The organism is Microbacterium sp. LMX7-1.2 (assembly GCF_040675935.1).
Classification (GTDB): Bacteria; Actinomycetota; Actinomycetes; order Actinomycetales; family Microbacteriaceae; genus Microbacterium.
In genome coordinates, this window is the sequence record NZ_JBEGIL010000001.1 from 200,252 (window position 1) to 220,389 (window position 20,138).

Annotated in this window: 18 protein-coding genes and 1 tRNA gene; 13 read left to right on the forward strand and 6 right to left on the reverse strand. The window is 67.5% G+C overall.

Features of this window, described 5'->3' with window-relative positions:
- Nucleotides 1-45: 45 nt before the first annotated feature.
- Nucleotides 46-1,311 carry an alpha/beta fold hydrolase gene (locus tag MRBLMX7_RS00955; protein ID WP_363365827.1) on the reverse strand — a complete coding sequence of 422 codons (1,266 nt, stop codon included), beginning with the start codon at nucleotides 1,309-1,311 and terminating at the stop codon, nucleotides 46-48.
- 52 nt (nucleotides 1,312-1,363) lie between these two features.
- Nucleotides 1,364-1,446, reverse strand: a tRNA-Leu gene (locus tag MRBLMX7_RS00960).
- Nucleotides 1,447-1,547: 101 nt separating this feature from the next.
- Between MRBLMX7_RS00960 and MRBLMX7_RS00965 the strand changes: the two genes are divergently transcribed.
- From MRBLMX7_RS00965 to MRBLMX7_RS00975, 3 genes are all read left to right on the forward strand, one after another.
- Nucleotides 1,548-2,165 carry an ANTAR domain-containing response regulator gene (locus tag MRBLMX7_RS00965; protein WP_025103469.1) on the forward strand — a complete coding sequence of 206 codons (618 nt, stop codon included), beginning with the start codon at nucleotides 1,548-1,550 and terminating at the stop codon, nucleotides 2,163-2,165.
- Between the two features lie 4 nt (nucleotides 2,166-2,169).
- Entirely contained in the window at nucleotides 2,170-2,703 is a 534-nt protein-coding gene (locus tag MRBLMX7_RS00970) for a GNAT family N-acetyltransferase (protein WP_363365828.1), read from the forward strand.
- Nucleotides 2,704-2,794: 91 nt separating this feature from the next.
- Complete coding sequence (locus tag MRBLMX7_RS00975; RefSeq protein WP_363365829.1) at nucleotides 2,795-3,049, forward strand: hypothetical protein; 255 nt, start codon at nucleotides 2,795-2,797, stop codon at nucleotides 3,047-3,049.
- Here the strand turns inward: MRBLMX7_RS00975 and MRBLMX7_RS00980 are convergent.
- Entirely contained in the window at nucleotides 3,030-3,452 is a 423-nt protein-coding gene (locus MRBLMX7_RS00980) for a hotdog fold thioesterase (protein WP_363365830.1), read from the reverse strand. The genes MRBLMX7_RS00975 and MRBLMX7_RS00980 overlap by 20 nt on opposite strands.
- Nucleotides 3,453-3,497: 45 nt before the next feature.
- Here MRBLMX7_RS00980 and polA point away from each other — a divergent pair, with 45 nt between their 5' ends.
- The 7 genes from polA (at nucleotide 3,498) to MRBLMX7_RS01015 (ending at nucleotide 12,794) form a co-directional block, all read left to right on the forward strand.
- Nucleotides 3,498-6,131 carry a DNA polymerase I gene (gene polA / locus MRBLMX7_RS00985; RefSeq protein WP_363365831.1) on the forward strand — a complete coding sequence of 878 codons (2,634 nt, stop codon included), beginning with the start codon at nucleotides 3,498-3,500 and terminating at the stop codon, nucleotides 6,129-6,131.
- Between the two features lie 63 nt (nucleotides 6,132-6,194).
- Complete coding sequence (locus tag MRBLMX7_RS00990) at nucleotides 6,195-7,871, forward strand: DUF885 domain-containing protein (RefSeq protein ID WP_363365832.1); 1,677 nt, start codon at nucleotides 6,195-6,197, stop codon at nucleotides 7,869-7,871.
- Nucleotides 7,872-7,925: 54 nt separating this feature from the next.
- Nucleotides 7,926-8,957 carry an LLM class flavin-dependent oxidoreductase gene (locus MRBLMX7_RS00995; protein WP_363365833.1) on the forward strand — a complete coding sequence of 344 codons (1,032 nt, stop codon included), beginning with the start codon at nucleotides 7,926-7,928 and terminating at the stop codon, nucleotides 8,955-8,957.
- A gap of 49 nt (nucleotides 8,958-9,006) precedes the next feature.
- The gene (locus MRBLMX7_RS01000) at nucleotides 9,007-10,359 is read left to right on the forward strand and encodes an MFS transporter (protein WP_363365834.1); all 1,353 of its coding nucleotides are present in this window, start codon (nucleotides 9,007-9,009) and stop codon (nucleotides 10,357-10,359) included.
- Nucleotides 10,360-10,405: 46 nt separating this feature from the next.
- Nucleotides 10,406-11,164, forward strand: coding sequence for an SGNH/GDSL hydrolase family protein (locus MRBLMX7_RS01005; RefSeq protein WP_200903780.1), 759 nt, complete (start codon nucleotides 10,406-10,408; stop codon nucleotides 11,162-11,164).
- The gene (locus MRBLMX7_RS01010; RefSeq protein WP_363365835.1) at nucleotides 11,161-11,925 is read left to right on the forward strand and encodes a formylglycine-generating enzyme family protein; all 765 of its coding nucleotides are present in this window, start codon (nucleotides 11,161-11,163) and stop codon (nucleotides 11,923-11,925) included. The genes MRBLMX7_RS01005 and MRBLMX7_RS01010 overlap by 4 nt, the downstream gene beginning before the upstream one ends.
- 56 nt (nucleotides 11,926-11,981) lie before the next feature.
- Complete coding sequence (locus tag MRBLMX7_RS01015) at nucleotides 11,982-12,794, forward strand: arginase family protein (protein WP_363365836.1); 813 nt, start codon at nucleotides 11,982-11,984, stop codon at nucleotides 12,792-12,794.
- Between the two features lie 6 nt (nucleotides 12,795-12,800).
- On the opposite strand, the gene MRBLMX7_RS01020 is transcribed toward MRBLMX7_RS01015, so the two are convergent.
- Entirely contained in the window at nucleotides 12,801-14,126 is a 1,326-nt protein-coding gene (locus tag MRBLMX7_RS01020) for an MFS transporter (protein WP_363365837.1), read from the reverse strand.
- Between the two features lie 88 nt (nucleotides 14,127-14,214).
- On the opposite strand from MRBLMX7_RS01020, the gene MRBLMX7_RS01025 reads away from it, so the two are divergent.
- From MRBLMX7_RS01025 to MRBLMX7_RS01035, 3 genes are all read left to right on the forward strand, one after another.
- Nucleotides 14,215-14,664, forward strand: a complete 450-nt coding sequence (locus MRBLMX7_RS01025; RefSeq protein ID WP_363365838.1) for a VOC family protein — start codon at nucleotides 14,215-14,217, stop codon at nucleotides 14,662-14,664.
- Nucleotides 14,665-16,015: 1,351 nt separating this feature from the next.
- On the forward strand, nucleotides 16,016-16,381 hold the full coding sequence (locus MRBLMX7_RS01030; protein ID WP_341936235.1) for an ArsR/SmtB family transcription factor: 366 nt from the start codon (nucleotides 16,016-16,018) through the stop codon (nucleotides 16,379-16,381).
- Nucleotides 16,381-17,322, forward strand: coding sequence for a cation diffusion facilitator family transporter (locus tag MRBLMX7_RS01035; RefSeq protein WP_341934459.1), 942 nt, complete (start codon nucleotides 16,381-16,383; stop codon nucleotides 17,320-17,322). The genes MRBLMX7_RS01030 and MRBLMX7_RS01035 overlap by 1 nt, the downstream gene beginning before the upstream one ends.
- A gap of 152 nt (nucleotides 17,323-17,474) precedes the next feature.
- On the opposite strand, the gene MRBLMX7_RS01040 is transcribed toward MRBLMX7_RS01035, so the two are convergent.
- The gene (locus MRBLMX7_RS01040) at nucleotides 17,475-19,274 is read right to left on the reverse strand and encodes a heavy metal translocating P-type ATPase (RefSeq protein ID WP_363370756.1); all 1,800 of its coding nucleotides are present in this window, start codon (nucleotides 19,272-19,274) and stop codon (nucleotides 17,475-17,477) included.
- Between the two features lie 275 nt (nucleotides 19,275-19,549).
- Entirely contained in the window at nucleotides 19,550-19,924 is a 375-nt protein-coding gene (cmtR, locus tag MRBLMX7_RS01045) for a Cd(II)/Pb(II)-sensing metalloregulatory transcriptional regulator CmtR (RefSeq protein ID WP_341934460.1), read from the reverse strand.
- Between the last annotated feature and the right edge of the window lie 214 nt (nucleotides 19,925-20,138).

Below are 20,138 nucleotides of genomic sequence, written 5' to 3' on the forward strand. Positions count from 1 at the left end.
GGGGGGAAGGAGTGCACGCTCCTTCCCCCCTCGTCGTCGACGGCGTCAGCGTCCCGGCGCGGCGCACGTCGTCGTAGGCGGGCGTCCAGAGCTCACCTCGGCGAGCCAGAGGAGCATGTCGGGCAGGGCCGCATAGGCCGCGAGGCCGTGGTTCACGCCCGGATAGCGGTGGAAGTCGACATCGGCTCGCTGCGCGCACAGACCCGCGACGTAGTCCTCGGTCGCCGAAGGGCGGACGAGTTGATCCGCGAGTCCCTGTCCGACGAAGATCGGCACGTCGATGGGGGAGGAGCCGGCGCTGTTCTCCTCGAGCACGGTCTTCCACGGCTCGGTGGTCGCGGGGTCGCTCGTGACGTACCGACCGATCAGCGGATCCGCGATCTCATGGATCTCCTTCACGTCCGAGAGCAGACACATCGACGCCATCTCGGGTGTCGCCGTCGCGCCCGCGGGGGTGAGGATGGAGGACAGCGCCTCCTCCCCGAACCGGTGCGCGTAGGCGGCTTCGTAGGCGGGGATCGCGTACGACGCGATGGTGACGCCGGAGATGTCGATGATGTCGTCGCTCATGAGCTCCGTGAGGTCGGCTGCTGGAGCGGCGACCGCGACACCACGGACGGACAGCTCCGGGGCGTATGCGGTGGCGCGCTCGGCGGCGAACAGCACGGCTTGCCCTCCCTGCGAATGCCCCCACAGCACGAGATCCGTTCCGATCTGCGCGGCGTCGATGCTGTGGGCGGCGCGGACAGCGTCGAGGATGCTGTTGGACTCGGGGACGCCCAACAGGTAGGAGGAGTCCCCGGGTACCCCGAGCCCGGGGTAGTCTGCGGCGACGACCGCGTAGCCGGCGAGCAGGAACTCATGGAGCCCTTCGATCAGCTGGAACGGATCGACGTCGAGTGACGGCGCACACGCGGGTGCCGCGCCGGTGGTCGGGTGGCCCCAGGCGATGCTGACGCGACCGCTGTCAGGCGCGGGGACGTCCGGGACGATCACGACGGCGGAGGCCGCGACGTCATCGCCTGCGAGATCGCGTGTGTGGTAGATCACCCGCCACGCAACCGCCCCGAGGGGAGCGCTGTCGATCCGCTCCGATCGGATGACGTCACCGGGCTCACCTGACGGCATCGGCGATGGCAACCGGTAGAAGCCCGCATCGGAGACGAGGTCGGCCTCGCCCTCGATGTGGCGGCGGATGGCGTCCGTCGCGAACACCCCGGCGACGAGGACGACTGCGACCAGCACGCCGGCGAGCACGCGACGTCGACGCCGCGTGCGGCTCCAGATGTCGGTCGCAGGATTCGCTCGCATGAGGACTGTCTAGCGCATGATCGCGCTACGCGACAGATCTGCGAGACCTCGGTGCCGGCGGTGGGACTCGAACCCACACGCCCTCACGGACAGAGCATTTTGAGTGCTCCGCGTCTGCCATTCCGCCACGCCGGCTCGTGTGTCGCGTCTACGACTGTAGCGCAGCACGACTGCACGGATGTGCGCGGACGGGTGCCTTCCCGGCCGCGGGGGAGTCTCTCCACTAGGATGGAGGCGTGACAGAGCAAGAACAGGCTGAGCAGCCCACGGCATCCGCACCTCGACGCGTCGTCGTCGCCGAGGACGAATCGCTGATCCGCCTCGACATCGTCGAGATCCTCCGCGACAACGGATTCGATGTCGTCGGCGAGGCCGGGGACGGCGAGACAGCGGTGGCGTTGGCGACCGAGCTGCGTCCCGACCTCGTCATCATGGATGTCAAGATGCCTCAGCTCGACGGCATCAGCGCCGCGGAGAAGCTGCACAAGGGCAACATCGCGCCCGTGGTTCTGCTGACCGCGTTCAGCCAGAAGGAGCTCGTGGAACGTGCGAGCGAGGCGGGGGCGCTGGCCTACGTGGTCAAGCCGTTCACGCCGAACGACCTGCTGCCCGCGATCGAGATCGCGCTCGCGCGCCACGAGCAGATCATCACGCTCGAGGCCGAGGTCGCCGACATGGTCGAACGCTTCGAGACCCGCAAGCTCGTCGACCGCGCCAAGGGGCTGCTCAACGAGAAGATGGGGCTCTCCGAGCCCGAGGCCTTCCGCTGGATCCAGAAGGCCTCGATGGATCGTCGTCTCACGATGCAGGACGTCGCCAAGGCGATCATCGAGCAGCTCGCACCGAAGAAGTAGCACGATGCATCCGCTCGATGCGGATCACGTCCTTCGTCCGGTTCGCACGAGCGATGGGGCTGCGCTGGCCCGGGCGTACGCCGCGAACCGGGAGCATCTCGCCCCCTGGGAGCCGTCGCGCTCGGACGTGTTCTTCACGCGGGCGCACCAGGAGCAGCACGTCGAACAGTGCCTCGCCGACGTCCAGGCAGGACGTGGGTACCGCTTCGTGATCGAGTCGGGAGACGGAGAGATCCGCGGCCGGGTCAACCTGAACAACGTCGTGCGCGGCGCTTTCTGGAGCGCCGACCTGGGCTATTGGATCGATGGCCGCCATACTCGCCGTGGACTCGCTAGACGTGCGGTCGCTCTCGTCTCAGACCACGCTCGCACGGAGCTGCACCTGCACCGCCTGCAGGCGGCGACCCTGCTCCACAACACCGCGTCGCAGCACGTTCTGACCTCGGACGGATTCGAGCGCATCGGCATCGCCCCTCAGTATCTGCGCATCGCGGGGGAGTGGCAGGACCACGTGCTCTTCCAGCGCATCCTCGTGTGATCCCTCCTCCACGGATGCCTTCGTCGAGATACTTCTCCACACTTGCTCGATCACGCCCCCCGAGCAGCGACGCGACGCGTAGTGTCATCGCATGCCATTGAGCCCAGCCGCCCTCCAGCTCCGCGTCGAGCAGAACACGAACGATATCGCATCGATCTACGAGATCCTCGAAGGGATCGGCAAGAAGCTCGACGAGCACGATGCGCGTTTCGACGGCATCGACGCGCGTCTCGACGGCATCGACGCGCGTCTCGACGGCATCGACGGGCGTCTCGACGGACTGAGCTCGCAGATGGCCGAGGTGCTCGGCATCCTTCGGGAGGGGATCAGACCGGAAGGTCCTTGATCATGTTGGTGATGCGGATCGTCGAGCATCGGCGTCCCTGATCATCGGTCACAACGATCTCATGCACGGTGATGCTGCGTCCGAGGTGGACCGGAGTGCATACACCGGTCACGAGACCGGAAGTGGCGGAGCGCGTATGCGTCGCATTGATGTCCACGCCGACGGCGAGACGGCCAGGACCCGCATGGAGATTGGCCGCCATGGAGCCGAGCGACTCGCCGAGCACCACGTAGGCGCCCCCATGCATGAGTCCCACAGGCTGCGTGTTGCCCTCGACCGGCATCGTCGCGACGCATCGGTCCGTGGCGAACTCGAGGAACTCCATGCCCATCTTCTCGGCGAGCGCCCCCATGCCCCGAGCCGTCGCCCAGTCGAGTCCGGTCCCGGACACTGTCTCGCTCATGAAGCCTCCTCAGCGCTTGTCCGTGGTCCTCGTTAGGCTGACAGGGTGACGGACTCCGCAAAGCCTACCCTCATGGTCGTCGACGGCCACTCGCTCGCCTACCGCGCCTTCTTCGCGCTTCCGGTGGACAACTTCACCACCAAGGACAACCAGCACACGAACGCCATCTACGGGTTCCTGTCGATGCTGGTGAACCTGATCAAGGCCGAGCAGCCCACGCATCTTGCGATCGCGTTCGACACCTCCCGCCACTCCTTCCGCACGGAGGAGTACCCCGAGTACAAGGCCACGCGCTCCGAGACGCCCCAGGAGTTCCGCGGGCAGATCCCGCTGCTCCAGGACTGCCTCGCCGCGATGTCGATCCCGGTCCTGACGAAAGAGGGCATCGAGGCGGACGACATCCTCGCGACCCTGTCCACCCAGGGAGCCGAGCAGGGCTACGAGGTCCTCGTGGTCTCGGGCGATCGCGACACGATCCAGCTCGTGAACGATGACATCACCCTGCTGTATCCCAACGTGCAGGGCGTGTCGCAGCTCAAGCGCTACGACCCGACCACAGTGCAGGAGCGCTACGGCGTACGCCCCGAGCAGTATCCCGACATCGCGGCCCTCGTGGGTGAGACGAGCGACAACCTCCCCGGTGTGCCGAAGGTCGGCGAGAAGACGGCCGTCAAATGGCTTACCCAGTTCGGATCGCTCGACGAGCTGCTCGCGCGCGCAGAGGAGATCAAAGGCGTCGTCGGCGGCAACCTCCGCGACCACATCGAGGACGTGCGCCGGAACCGCAAGCTCAATCGCCTGCTGCGCGACGTCGAGCTCCCGGTCGCACCGGACGACCTCGCGGTGAGCCCGATCGACGCGCAGGCCGTGCGCGACATCTTCGCGCGTCTCGAGTTCCGCACGCTGCTGCCTCGGGTGTTCGACGCCGTCGGCGCCGGCGAGGTCGCAGACGATCCGGCCGCCGTGGTCGAGCTGCCGAGTCCCGAGCAGCTCGACGCTGCGGGCTTCGCCGCCTGGGCACAGGCGCAGGAGGGGGATGTCGCGCTCCGCGTGGTCGTGCAGAACGGCGTGCCCACGCGCCTCGGAGCCGCGACGGTCGAGGCCCTCCGCGAGGTCGATTGGAGCGAAGCGACCGCAGCGGCTCTCGCCGAGTGGCTGCAATCCGACCGGCCCAAGGTGCTCCACGACGCCAAGCCGCAGGTCAAGGCGCTGCTCCGGCGCGGTATCCGCCTCGACGGCCTGGCATACGACACCAGTCTCGCCGGATGGCTTCTGCGCCCGAGCTTCCCGGATAAGACGCTCGCCGATCTCGTAGAGCGTTACCTGGGCGAGAAGCTGCCCGAGGCGGATCCGTCCCAGCTCGTGCCCGAGACCGAGGGCGCGACCCCGTCGCAGGAGGCGTGGTTCGCCCTCCGCGTCGCCCAAGCCCTCCGCGAGGACATCCCGGAGTCCGTGGGCGCTGTGCTCACCGACATCGAGTTGCCGACGCTGCTCACGCTCGCGGATATGGAGGTCGCGGGAGTCGCGGTGTCCCACGAGGTTCTGTCCTCGTTCTCGGGCGAGCTCGGATCCCGTGCCGAGGGACTCGCGCAGGAGGCGTTCACGATCGTCGGACGTGAGTTCAACCTCGGGTCTCCGAAGCAGCTCCAGGAGGTGCTGTTCGACGATCTTCAGCTGCCGAAGACCCGCAAGACCAAGACCGGGTACTCGACCGACGCCGCCGTGCTCGCCGATCTCCAGGAGACGAACCCGCACCCGTTCCTCGGGCTCCTCCTGCAGCACCGGGAGGCGACCAAACTGCGACAGATCATCGAATCGCTCGACACCGCGATCGGCGACGATCACCGCGTCCATACGACCTACGTGCAGACGGGCAGCCAGACGGGGCGTTTGTCGAGCACCGACCCCAACCTGCAGAACATCCCGGTGCGCACCGAGGAGTCGCGTCGCATCCGCAGCGCGTTCCAGGTCGGCGACGAGTACGAAGCGCTGCTCACGGCGGACTACTCGCAGATCGAGATGCGCATCATGGCGCATCTCTCGGGCGACGAGGGCTTGATCGAGGCGTTCAACAGCGGCGAGGATCTCCATCGCTTCGTGGGTGCACGTGTGTTCGGGGTGGATCCGTCGGACGTCACGGCGGCCATGCGCACGAAGGTCAAGGCGATGTCCTACGGCCTGGTCTACGGACTCTCGGCCTTCGGGCTCTCCAAGCAGTTGCGGATCGAGCAGTCCGAGGCGAAGCAGCTCATGATCGAGTACTTCGCGCGCTTCGGTGCGGTCCGCGACTATCTGCGGGCCTCGGTGCTGCAGGCGAAAGAGGACGGCTACACCGAGACGATCTTCGGTCGCCGCCGTCCGTTCCCCGACCTCGCCTCGCCCAACCGCGTCCTGCGTGAGAATGCGGAGCGCGCAGCCCTCAACGCTCCGATCCAGGGCAGCGCCGCCGACATCATGAAGATCGCCCTGTTCCACATCCACGGGGATCTCCGCTCGGAGGGACTGACCTCCCGCGTGCTGCTGCAGATCCATGACGAGCTCGTAGTCGAGGTGGCACCGGGGGAGTGGGATGCTGCCGAGCGGATCGTGCGGACGCGGATGGGCGACGCCGCGTCTCTGTCGGTGCCGCTCGATGTACAGGTGGGCCGCGGACAGGACTGGAACGAAGCAGCTCATTGACGTGCAGGGGCGGCTGCGCGAGACCGACGTGTCCGCGCGGCCGCCGCGGGCTACGCTGAAGGGATGACGTCTTCCCCCCGCATCCCTTCCGCCATCGACAAGGTCGCCGACGACTGGGTCGACACGATCGCTGTGCTGGCGCCGACGCTCGGCACCTACATCGGTCGTGACGAGGTCAACGACCGTTTCGGAGATCTGAGCCCCGAGGGGCATGAGCAGATCGCCGCGGCGACGAAGGAGACTCTGGCCACGCTCGCTGCGCTCGAGCCGGTCGATGCGATCGATGAGGTGACCAAAGCGGACCTCAGCGCCGAGCTCTCGCTCGACCTCGAACTGCACGAGGCTCGGTGGCACCTGCGCGACCTCAACGTCATCGCCTCCGCTGCGCAGGACGTGCGGTCCGCCTTCGACCTCATGCCGACAGCGACGGTCGACGACTGGTCGGTCATCGCGACCCGGCTCGCCGCGGTACCGGAGGCGCTGCGAGGCTACACCGAGACGCTCCGAGCCGGTATCGCGGCGGGGGTCATGCCCGCACGTCGCCAGGTCGTCGAGGTCGCGACGCAGATCGATCGCTACATCGCGGATGACGGCTTCTTCGCGTCCTTCGTCGCCCACGCGACTCCGGAGGAGGGAAATCTCCCCGCCTCGCTCGCCCGCACGCTCGACGAGAACTCCGCATCCGCTCGCGTCGCCTACGGCGCGCTGCGTCGCTTCCTCGCGGAGGAGCTCGCGCCGGAAGCCTCCGAGGAGGACGCGGTCGGCCGCGACCTGTACGCCCTCAACTCCCGACGATTCCTCGGCGCGACGATCGACCTCGACGAGACGTACGAGTGGGGTCGCGAAGAGCTTCAGCGGATGGTGGCCGAACAGACCGCGATCGCGAACGAGATCCTGCCCGGCGCCAGTGTCGAGGAGGCGGTGGCCCACCTCGAGTCGGACTCGTCGCGCAAGCTGGTCGGCACCGACGCGCTGCAGCGATGGATGCAGGAGACGAGCGACCGCGCCGTCGCTGAGCTGGGCGCCACGCACTTCGACATCCCGGAGGAGATCCGGACCCTGGAGTGCATGATCGCTCCCACGCAGGAGGGCGGGATCTACTACACCGGCCCGACGGACGACTTCTCGCGCCCGGGGCGGATGTGGTGGTCGGTTCCCGAGGGCGTCACGGAGTTCGACACCTGGCGTGAGCTCACGACCGTCTACCACGAGGGCGTTCCCGGCCACCACCTGCAGATCGCGCAGGCGGTCTACAATCGCGCCGAGCTCAACTCGTGGCGTCGCCTGCTCGCGGGCACGTCCGGCCACGCCGAGGGATGGGCTCTGTACGCGGAGCGTCTGATGCAGCAGCTCGGGTATCTCGACGACCCGGCCGACCGCCTGGGGATGCTCGACGGGCAGCGCATGCGCGCCGCCCGGGTGGTCCTCGACATCGGCGTGCATCTGCGCAAGCCACGCCTCGACGGCGAAGGCACCTGGGATGCGGCATCCGCGCTCGACTTCATGCGCGGGAACGTCAACATGTCCGACCAGTTCGTGCAGTTCGAGGTGAACCGCTACCTCGGCTGGCCGGGGCAGGCTCCGTCCTACAAGGTCGGGCAGCGCATCTGGGAGCAGGTCCGAGACGCGTATCAGGCCGAGCGCGGCGACGGGTTCGACGTCAAGGAGTTCCACAAGCGCGCGCTGGATATGGGCGGCGTGGGTCTCGACACCCTGCGGACGGCGCTTCTCGGTCGCTGATGGGAATGGTCCAGCGCGAGTCGTTGTTCATTCACCTGAATAGAAAGGGCTGACATGGACATCGAGTTCGGGCTGGACACATTCGGCGACATCACGCGCGACGCCGACGGAGAGCTGCTGACGGCGGCGGAGACGATCCGCAACGTCGTCGAGCAGGCGGTCCTGGCGGACCGCGTCGGTGTCGGCTTCTTCGGCGTGGGGGAGCACCACCGGGCGGAATTCGCGGTGTCGGCGCCAGAGATGGTCCTCGCGACGATTGCGGGGCGTACGGAGAGCATCCGCCTCGGGACCGCCGTGACGGTGCTGTCCTCGGACGATCCCGTGCGGGTCTTCGAGCGGTTCTCGACCCTGGACGCTCTCTCGAACGGACGAGCCGAGGTCGTTCTCGGCCGCGGATCGTTCATCGAGTCCTTCCCGCTGTTCGGCTATGACCTCCGGGACTATGAGGCGCTGTTCGAGCAGAAGCTCGAGCTCTTCGTCGAGCTTCTCAAGGAGGAGCCGGTGACGTGGTCCGGGAGCATGCGCGCCTCTCTCGAGAATGCCGACGTGTTCCCGAAGACCGCCAACGGACTCCGCACGTGGGTCGGCGTCGGCGGAAGCCCGGAGTCGGTGGTGCGCGTGGCCCGGCACGGCCTCGGTCTCATGCTGGCGATCATCGGCGGTCCCGCAGCGCGATTCCGGCCGTTCGTGGATCTCTACCACCGCTCGGTGGAGTCCTTCGGCACGGCCTCGCACCCGATCTCGGTGCACTCTCCGGGGCACGTCGCCGCGACGGACGACGAGGCCTGGGATGCCGCGTACTCGGGCTTCGAGGCGATGAACAACACGATCGGGCGCGAGCGGGGATGGCCGGCGTACAGTCGCGCGCGATTCCAGAACGATGTCGGCCCCGCTGGGGCTCTGTACGTGGGGTCTCCCGATCGCGTGGCGGCGAAGATCGCCGACACCGTGCGCACTCTCGGGCTCGGGCGTTTCGACCTGAAGTACGCCACGGGGACCCTGTCGCACGAGGCCATGATGACGAGCATCGAGCTCTACGGCACCGAGGTCATCCCGCGGGTGCGTCGCCTGCTGGCCGACGACTGAGACGAGACGACCGGCTCGGCAGGACCCGGTGAGTCCTACGATGGGGAGCATGGCACATCCCGTCCTGCCGAGCCGCGAGTCGCTGGCCGGTCGTCTCGACGATCTGCCGTTCACCCGTCGCCACCTCCGGGTGCTCACGGGATCGGGGGTGGGCTGGGCCCTCGACGCGATGGACGTCGGACTGATCTCGTTCATCCTCGCGGCGCTGACGCAGCAGTGGGGGATCACCAAGACGGATGCCGGGTGGATCGCCTCCGTCGGATTCATCGGCATGGCGCTCGGCGCGACGCTCGGCGGTCTCCTCGCCGATCGTCTGGGGCGACGCCAGGTCTTCGCGCTCACCCTGCTCGTGTACGGCGTCGCGACCGGGGCGAGCGCTCTCGTGAGCGGCCTCGCCGCGCTGCTGGTGCTCCGTTTCGTGGTGGGCCTCGGACTCGGTGCCGAGTTGCCGGTCGCCTCGAGCTACGTGAGCGAGTTCGCTCCCGCCCGCATACGCGGGCGTCTGATCGTGTTGCTCGAGGCGTTCTGGGCGGTCGGCTGGACGGCCGCCGCGGTGATCGGATACTTCGTGATCCCCGCGTCCGCCGACGGATGGCGTTGGGCGTTCGCGATCGGCGCCGTCCCCGCCCTGTACGCGCTGATCGTGCGCTGGGGTCTCCCGGAGTCTCCGCGCTGGCTGGCCTCGCGCGGACGCATCGCCGAAGCCGACCGGATCGTGTCGACCTTCGAGGTGGATGCCCGCGTGGAGCGCGCGCCGTCCATCCGCCGCGAGCCCGAGTCGCGTCCGCTCGCGCGAGACCTCAGGACGCGTGTCTCGGGGCTGTGGAACAGCGAGTTCCGGATCCGTACGGCGTGCCTGTGGGTGGTCTGGCTCTGCGTGAACTTCTCGTACTACGGCGCGTTCATCTGGATCCCCAGCATCCTGGTCGACGCAGGGTTCGACCTCGTACGGTCCTTCGGATTCACCCTCATCATCACCGTGGCGCAGCTTCCCGGCTACGCCGTCGCCGCCTGGCTGATCGAGGTCTGGGGCCGCAGAGTCACCCTGTCGGTATTCCTCGGCGGATCGGCGGTCGCGGCCGTGTTCTTCGGCACGTCGACGACCGAGGCGGCGATCATCGCGTCGGGAATGGCGCTCTCGTTCTTCAACCTCGGCGCCTGGGGTGCCCTGTACGCCGTCACGCCGGAGATCTACCCGACCTCGTTGCGCGGCACCGGCGCCGGGTGGGCCGCCGGAGTCGGACGCATCGCCTCGATCGTGGCGCCGCTCGTCGTTCCTGTGCTGCTCGTCGCGGGTGGGGCGCCGCTGCTCTTCGTGATCTTCGGCGCGTGCTTCGTCGTCGCTGCAGCGGCGGCCTGGGGGCTGGTCGACCGTGGGGGAGCGGCACTCGACGACCGGTAGCCGCGTCTCACGCCGCCCGGTCGTCTCGCACCAATATGCTGGTCTGATGGCAGAAGTGCGCTATGTGGCCATCGGCGACTCCTTCACGGAGGGGGTCGGCGACGTGCTCCCGGACGGCCGCGAGCGAGGCTGGGCCGACCTCGTCGCCCAGGGCTGGGCGACGGCATCCGGTCGGTCCATCAGCTATGCGAATCTCGCGATCCGGGGCAAGCTGGCCTGGCCGATCGTCGAGCAGCAGCTCGAACCCGCCCTCGCCCTCCGCCCCACGCATCTCTCGTTCAACGGCGGGGGCAACGACATGCTCCGCCCGCGGACCGACCCCGAGCACATCGCCGATGCGTTCAGCCGCGTGCTCCGCCGGTGCGATGAGGAGGGGGTCACACTCATCCTCCTGTCAGGAGCCAACCCGAGCGGGCAGCTGCCGATGGGGCCGCTCGTGCAGAAACGCGGGGACCTGCTCTCGGAGGCAGTGCTCCGGCGGATCGAGGATCGCCCCGACGTCGTGCGGGCCCTGAACTGGCCGGATCGAGAGCTCGCCCGCGCGCCGTACTGGTCAGAGGACCGGCTGCACATGAACGCGTCCGGCCATCATCGCGTCGCGGCGCGTGTGCTCCACGCGCTCGGCCTCGAGCCCGACCCGACCTGGTGGTCGCCGACCGAGCTGGCCGCGGCCGGTCCCGCGGGCCTCGCGTACTACCGGCAGTTCGTCGGCCCATGGGTCCGACGTCGGGTCACGCGCACATCGTCGGGAGACGGCCGCGCGGCCAAATACCCCGACTGGGTCGAACGGACGCCGCAGGCGTGACGGACATCGAGCTGAGGCGAATCCCCGCCGGCGCTGTGACGCTGCACGACGCCCGACTCTCGGTGCAGCGCACGGTCGAGCTCGAAGCCTTCGAGATCGGAGCGTTCGCGGTGACGGAGGAGCAGCTCGCCGAGATCCTGCCGATCCCGTCCCGGCATCCCCGGCGTCCTGCCCGCGACCTCAGCTGGCTGCGCGCGGTCCACTTCTGCAACGCGGCGTCCGAATGGGAAGGGCTGGACCCTGTGTACCTGTTCGACGGAGAGGACGTCACCTGGGACACGACCGCCGACGGGTATCGGCTGCCGACCGAGGCCGAATGGGAGTTCGCGTGCCGCGCCGGCTCCGCTGGACCGCATTACGCCCCGCTCGCCGAGGCCGCCTGGACCTCCGCCGACGGCGTGTCCGCACCGCAGGACGTGGGCGGGAAGCTGCCGAACCTGCACGGCCTCTTCGACACCCTGGGCAACGTGTGGGAATGGTGCTGGGACCTCCTGGATCCCGCGCGGTACGACGACTACCGTGTGTTCCGCGGCGGCGGATTCGCCGACGATGTGTGGAGCGTGCGGGCCGGCGTGCGGCGAGGCGGTGGACCGCAGATGCATCACGACGATGTCGGACTCCGGGTGGCTCGCGGCGCGTTCGACAGCCTCGACGGCGGCGACGAGGTGCAGGGATGGTCGGCATCCACAGACCGCGAGCGGGCAGTCGTGGACGGCCTCGTGCCCTTCGGCTGGACGCCGATGGGTCGTGCGGCGCGCTGAGCGTATCGCCGGTCGTCGTTTTGCTCGGCGGCACGGGGGAGTGGGAAGCTGAGAGGATGACTGCTCGCTTCTCACTCATCGTCTCCCAGGGCCGTGTGGCGGACCGCACGGACGGAGCCCTCGTCGGTGCGCGGCTCGTGGGCGAGGCGCTCTCGGGGCTCCTCGGGGTGGAGCAGCAGGTCATCGGGACGCCCACGGCATCCCGCACCGACGACTGGTCAGAGGCCCTTCCCGCGGCGAAGGCCACTCTGCATGGTCTGCGCGACGCCGTCGCTGCGGCGATCGACGCCGACCGCACACCCCTTCTGGCGACCAACACCTGCGCCGCGAGTCTCGGCACTCTGCCCACCGTGGCGGATCGCCACCCCGATGCGGTGCTGCTCTGGATCGACGCGCACGGCGACTTCAACACCCCGGACACGACCGGCTCGGGATACCTCGGTGGGATGGTGGTGGCCGCCGCGTGCGGGCTGTGGGACAGCGGCCACGGTGCCGGGATCGATCCGCGCCGGGTGATCGTCGTCGGTGGCCGCGACATCGACCCGGCGGAGGGCGATCTGCTGGCACAGGCCGGCGTCACCGTGCTCGCGCCGGACGAGAGCACGCCCGAGCGCGTGACAGAGCTCCTCGACGGCCGCCCCGTGTGGATCCACGTGGACTGGGACGTCCTGGAGCCCGGGTACATCCCGGCCGCCTACCGGGTCGGGGCGGGTCTGCTGCCCCATCAGATCGCGACGATCTTCGCGGCACTTCCCGCCGGCTCCGTCAAGGGCATCGAGCTGGCAGAATTCGAGGCGGGCGACGACGAGGTCCCCGAGCGCGTCAGTGTCGAGCTCATCCTCGAGACGTTCCAGCACCTCGCGCGCTGAGCGCGCTCAGCGACGTCGGTCCGGATCCAGTCCCATACGGATGCGGGTGCGCTTGCGCTCGACGAGGATGAACGTCGTGCCCAGCAGCCAGAGGGGCACGGGCATCAGGAAGGCGATGCGGAACGCGTCCAGGGAGTAGGTCTCTGGCGACCCCGCGCCCTGGAGATCGAGGGCGAGACCGATCAGGAAGATCGCGATCAGCGCGGCGATGAAGCCGCCGGCGTTCGTGACACCGGTCGCCGTGCTGAGCCGGTGCGAGGGATTGTGCGTGCGCGCGTGGTCGAAGGCGATCATGCTCGCGGGGCCGCCTGTCGCGAGAGCGGCGGCGAGCACGTACAGGAGCCACAGCGGTGCGGGTCCGGGGAGTGCGATCACGACGACCCAGGCGACCAGCTGCACCGTGACGGCAGGAAGCACGAGCGCCAGGGAGCGGTGGTTCGGCAGGCGCCGCGACAGATCACCGATCACGGGGCCGAGTGCCATGCCCGCGATGACGTAGACGGAGATGATCCCGGCCGCGTGGGCGGGGGAGAGCCCCTGCGCGGCTGTGAGGAAAGGCATTCCCCACAGCAGGATGAAGGCGGTTCCTGCGAAGGGAGTGGTGAAGTGCGACCAGAATGCCAGTCGGGTGCCCGGATGCGCCCAGGCCGCACGGATGCCGACGCCGGTGTCGATCGCGGAGGTCACAACGCGGATCACCCCGGTGTCGGTGTCGACCGAGACGTCTGCGCCTCTCTCGGGCGGGTGGTTGCGGATCACGAGCGCCACGAGGATCGTGAACAGCACGCCGAGTCCCGCGACGCTGCCGAAGGTGATCGTCCAGCTCGTCGAGTGCAGCAGTGCGGCGAGCGGCACGAGGGCGATCAGCTGACCCGCCTGACCGAGGATCCCGGTGAACTGGACCATGAGGGGACCGCGCTGCGCCGGGAACCACGTCGCCACGAGGCGCAGGACCGCTGGGAAGATCGCGGCGTCCCCGGCCCCGAGGAGGATGCGGGCGACGAGCGCGATGCCGATGCTGGGGGAGAGCGCCATGGTGAGCTGACCCGCGGCCATGAGGAACATGCCGATCGTCATGATGGGCCGCGAGCCGTATCGGTCGAGCAGCACCCCGACCGGGATCTGCATACCGCCGTACACCGCCAGCTGCACGACGGCGAACAGTGCCAGAGTCGAGGCGTCGGCCTGGAAGCGATCAGCGGCCTCGACCCCCACGGCGCCGAGGGACGTGCGGTTGGTGATCGCGAGAACGTAGGCGGCGACGCCCACCGACCAGATCAGCCAGGCCCTCCACCCCGGAGCCGACACGGGGGAGTGGGAGATCTGACGCACCCCTCCACGCTACTCCTGCGCCGACGGGGGACCGCACCCGGCCACGGAAGCCGTGTTGGATGTCGGTGGCCCTCGCTACCGTTGCGTCATGACTCCGACACCGCAGCACCATTCGATCGACTACGTCGAACTCGTCGTGCAGGACCTCGACGCAGCGCGGCGATTCTACGGCGAGGCCTTCGGGTGGACGTTCGTGGACTACGGGCCGACATATGCGGGCATCTCGTCGCCCTCAGGCGACGGGGCCGAGGTCGGAGGGCTGCTGCTCTCGGATCAGGGGCGCCCGCCGGGCGGTCCGCTCGTGCTCCTGTATTCGGACGATCTCGATGCGACGCAGCAGGCGATCACCGCGGCGGGCGGCACCGTGATCCAGGGACCGTACGAGTTCCCCGGAGGACGGCCGGCGGCTGCACTTCACCGACCCGAGCGGCAACGAGCTGGGGGTCTGGGCGGCGTCTTGAGCGGGTCATGTACGAAGATCGCCGAGGCGGGTCGCGGTAACCGTGGCCTCCTCCAAGTTACTGTTCTGACGGCGTAATCCGAACCGGCGTATTCGCTGCTTGGTCACCCGTCAGGGCGAAGTTCTCCGAACGACGCGGGCCGCGGCAGCGAACGATTCGGTAGACCAATGAGAGCTGGAGACCTTCGTCCGTTTGACTGTCGTTGTCGGCCGTTGCCGGTCGCGAAACGTGAGCGCAATGAAACATCCCACGATGGCCAGAACCGATGAATCGCGGGCGACTGTGGAGAGGCGCATGATTCTGCGCAGGTCGCGGGAGATCAGACTGAAGATCGCTGGGCTCGAGATCGCATCGCAACACCGAGCACTTGGGCGCGCTGCGAGGACGCCGCACTTGGCGGGAGTGAGTTTCATGCTGTCTGCCGTGGTGATCCCGATGCCGACGTCCACCCCCACCAGAGGCGGCTGACAACGTCAGCAGCCGTGCGAGTCTGCCGCGGTGAGGCAGTCCCCGCGACAGCGAGTAGTTCCGCGCCAGGGCTAGCAAGGCGGAGTTCAGGTAAAGCCGAACGGGCGAATCACATTGAACACCGCAGAAGCCACGCAAGAGGGCTCTCGATAGCAACCTTCCCCGCCGTGAACTCAAGGACCTGAAGGTCAGCTAGCTGCCTGAAGAGCTCCCGTTCCCGCGCCGGAACAGCTCCCGAGTCGCGCTTGACCACCAAGACTCTCCGGCCTCCCGGGGAGTCGCCGATGTTGATGAAGGTACGACCTGAAGCAGCACGTCTGTGATGGGCCAGGAGGGCGCGCTCGCATGAATACTCAAAGCTGCGGTGTACAGTGCCTGGATATTATCGCCCTGTTCGCTGTCGTCCCATTCAAACACCCGGACGCGCAACGTGTTCGACAGACGACCGATGAGCACCGTGAGCGGGAAAGGGCATCGCAAGAGCAGTTCGGCATTATCGCTAGATCTCTCGTCGCGAACATGCTGGGGGTCACTAGCGTCGAGAGTGTTCTCGAGACAGCCGGGCTCACCCTGTCGGGCCGTACCCGGGTGCCGAGAGGATTCCCCGGACTTTGCGACCCGCGAGCCGCCAGGACCTCGCAGCAGATCTCCGGACCCAACGCGCTCGTGTTCCCCCTCTTGCAGGGCGTCCGAAGACCGCTGAGGGAACATCCTTCGGTTAGCCGTGTCTGATAGTGGCGTGCCGCGGAGGACATCATTGTTCGTCAGGCAACGTGCGCATCTCGTGGTTCATGGGGGCGACGTCCGCCAGCGTCTCGTGCGTCCCGGCGAGATCGTCATGTGACATAGTCGACAGGCCAAGCGCGCCCGCCATCAGTTGGCCGTGCAAGTGAGTGTCCTTATCAGTTGCTCTAGAACCGTGACGGTACAGCGTCTGCGTTCTATCATCGTCGTATGGCGATGATAGAACGCGAGTTGCTTGAGTTGGACGCGGAGGCGACAGGCGCGTACGCACACCTGTTCCAGGCGTTCGCTGACCCAACGCGACTGGCTATCGTTCAGCATCTCTCGTCCGGAGAACATCGAGTGCGAGACCTCGTTGAGCACATGGGATTCGCGCAGTCGACCGTGAGCAAGCACCTTGGATTCCTCGTTGAATGTCGTCTTGCTGTCGCTCGACCTGACGGTCCATCGACGTGGTACGCCCTCGCACATCCCGAGGCTCTGCGAGTCGTGATGGTTGCCGGAGAAGCGCTCCTGGGCGCCACCGGAAAAGACTTGATGCTGTGTGAGCACTTACGAAGCGAGAGAGAAGGGGCAGCGTAATGGGTGCGGGACATGACCACGGGCCAACCATGACCGAAGAAGGCATGCCCGGGGACTTTCGCCGCCGGCTCTGGATCGCTTTCGCCATCACTGCCGCCATCGTGGCGGCGCAGGGGGTTGGCTCCGTCATCACCGGCAGCCTCGCTCTGCTCACGGACACGGCGCACGCCATCACCGACGCGTCAGGACTTCTCGTCGCGCTCATCGCGGCAACGTTGATGCTGCGCCCGCCGAGCTCGAAGCGCACCTGGGGCTTTCGACGGATTGAAGTGTTAGCAGCACTCGCTCAAGCGGCGCTGCTGCTGGCGGTCGGAACCTACGCGGCAATCGAAGGTATCCGTCGCCTGTTCGAGCCGCCAGAGGTACCAGCGGGGGAGTTGCTCGTCTTCGGCATCATCGGCCTCACCGCCAATATCGTTGCAATCGCGGTGCTCGCATCGAGTCGTGGCGCGAACTTCAACATGAGGGCCGCTTTCCTCGAAGTTCTCAACGATGCTCTTGGTTCACTCGGTGTCATCGTCGCGGCCATCGTCATCGCGACGACAGGGTTTCAGCAGGCAGATGCTCTCGCAGGAATGCTCATCGCCGCTCTCATCGTCCCCCGCGCGTTCATGTTGATGCGTGAGACCGGCAGTGTTCTCATGGAGTTCACTCCCAAAGGCCTGGACCTCGAGGACGTGCGGGCGCACATTCTCAAGCTCGGGCATGTAGTCGATGTGCATGACGTTCACGCATCCACCGTGGCCACTGGGTTGCCCACGCTGAGCGCGCACATCGTAGTTCGCGACGAGTGCTTCCAGAACGGACACGCCATGACGGTGTTGGCTGACATTCGGGAATGTGTGGCTGAACACTTCGAAGTTTCGGTCGCGCACTCGACCTTCCAACTGGAGACCGAGACGGTCGCCGACCACGAGTCAACGTCTGTCCGGCATGCATAGGTGGACGCGGCTTACCGCGCTGCCTCAAGGTGATGCTGCTCCGATACGCGCCGAACGCTCGCTCTGACACTCGCTGAAGCACAACTTCAGTGGTGATGCGTCCAAACCCCGAACTTCCATCACGAGGTCCGTCGACTCGGCAACCGAAGTCGTCACCGCGAGAATCCGATCCCGCGGCGTCGGGCGGCACGGACGCCATTGAGGATGACGATGACTTCGGCGACCTCGTGTACAAGGACGACACCAGCGAGGCCGAGAACGCCGAACAAGGCGAGGAGGAACAGAACGACGATGATGGCCAGGGCGAGTGCGATGTTGATGGTCATGATACGGCGTCCGCGGCGGGCGTGGGCGAGGGCTGCGGGGATGAGGCGCAGATCGTTGCCGGTGAAGGCGATGTCGGCGGATTCGATGGCCGCAGCTGAGCCTTTCACACCCATCGCGATCCCGACGGTCGCGGTAGCAAGGGCGGGGGCGTCATTGATGCCGTCGCCGACCATGGCCGTCGGACTCTCCGTGACGAGGGCCGTGATGGCGGCGGCCTTGTCGGCAGGGAGTTGCTCAGCGCGTACGTCGCTGATGCCGGCGCGGGCGGCGAGGGCGTAGGCGGTTCGCTGGTTGTCGCCGGTGAGCATGACGGTGCGTATGCCCTGCGCGTTCAGCATGGAGATGGTCTCGGCGGCTTCAGGGCGCAGTTCGTCCCGCACGCCGATGAGGCCCGACACCCGACCGTCGGTCTCGACGACGACGACGGTCATACCGTCTCCGGCCATCTCGTCGGCGGGCTTGGTGAGCTCACCCAGTTCCGAGAGCCAGCGTGCGTTCCCGACCCGAACGTGGGTGGAGCCGACGAGGCCGGTGAGGCCGTGGCCGGCATCTTCGACGACGTCTGTCGCTGCGGGGATGTCGGACGCGGCGCGAGTGATGGCGGCGGCAAGCGGGTGGGAGCTCGTGGTCTCGAGGGCGGCGGCGAGGGAGATGATCTCCTCGCGGGAGCGTCCGTGAGCAGGCACGACGGCGACGATCTCCGGCTCGTTGCGCGTGAGGGTGCCGGTCTTGTCGAGCGCGACGGTACGGATGGTGCCGAACTGTTCGAAGGCCTCGCCGGACTTGATGACCACACCGAACTTCGAGGCCGAGCCGATGGCGCTGATGACCGTCACCGGAACGGCGATGGCTAGCGCGCACGGGGACGCGGCGACGAGCACGACGAGCGCCCTCTCGATCCACAGGCCGGGATCCCCGACGATGAACCCGAACACGGCCACGAGGGCTGCGATGATGAGCACGGCCGGCACGAGCGGGCGGGCGATCCGGTCCGCCAGGCGGGCCCGCTCTCCCTTGCGGGCGTGCGCCTGCTCGACCAGCTCGACGATCTGGGTGAGGGAATTGTCGCGGCCGTCGGCGGTTGCTTCGATCCGCAACGTCGCAGCCCCGTTCACCGATCCCGCGGGGACGGCGTGTCCCGGTCCGACCTCCACCGGGATCGACTCGCCCGTCACGGCAGACGTGTCGATGCCGGAGCGGCCCTCGACCACCACGCCATCCGTCGCGATCCGTTCTCCCGCACCGACGACGAGGATGTCGAGCTCGCGGACCTCCGCGGCGGGGATCGTCACGTCACCGTTCAGGCGCGAGACACGCACGGTCTCCGGGATCAGCGACAGCAGCGCGCGTAGTCCCTCCTTCGCCCGATCCATAGCCCGATCCTCGAGAGCTTCGGCAAGCGAGAACAGGAACGCCAGCGCTGCAGCTTCGCCCACGTGGCCGAGAGCTACGGCGCCGATGGCGGCGATGGTCATCAGAAGGCCGACGCCGAGTCGGCCCCGCACCAGGCGGCGGATCGCCCCGGGGACGAACGTGTACGCACCCGCGAGGAGTGCGACCGTCTGGAGGACAAGCGCCGGAAACGGTAGTCCGGACCACTCGAAGACATAACCTGCCAGCAGCATCACGCCGGCAACCGCGGACGGCAGGAGCGCGGTGTCGCGCCAGAGCGGTGGCCGTTCTTCGTGCTCAGCGTCCCCGTGCGAATGATCCGGGTCGCGGGGGGAAGCCGGTCCGCAGCAGGCGTCGTCCTCCAGGAGCGGCGTTCGCCTCGATGATGAAGAGGACGTGATGGGGTCGGGTCCGCAGCAGGCGTCTGCGGCGGCAGAGGGCTGGCGTAGCTCGAGCCGACGGACAGTTCTCGTCTGGCGTGGCTCGTCCGGGCCGCAGCATTCCTCGCTCATCGGATCTCCTCCATCGCCCTGTCGGTAGGCGCGCAGCATAGAGGCACGTCACAGTTCTCGTCTGTGCACGCCTCTCCGTCGTCGACCGCGAGGACCGTGTTCACCAGCAGAGTGATGGCTCGAGTCACATGCGGATCCGCGATCTCGTACCGCGTCTGACGTCCCTCCGGCGTCGCGACCACGATGCCGCACCCTCGAAGACACGCGAGATGGTTCGACACGTTGGTGCGAGACAGATCCAGTGCCTCGGACAAGCGCGCCGGGTATCCCGGCCCGGAAAGCAGTTCCAGCAGAATCCGAGAACGAGTGGGGTCAGCCATGGCGCGCCCCAATCGGTTCATCACGTCGAGACGAGGAGCAATGGTCAGCATGCAATGACTATACAGTGCTTGCTGACTTATCTTTCAACAGACCGGTGCGCTCGAGCTCTGGGTTCGGGTGTGGAGTTGCGCCGGGCGACCGCAACGTAGACTGGAGAGGATGATGCTGCGCACGGACACCGGACGCTCAGCGCACGTCCCCCGCGGGCCGCTTGCGATGAGGGTGCTCTTCGGGATCATTATTGCTCTGCTTCTCACGCTCGGT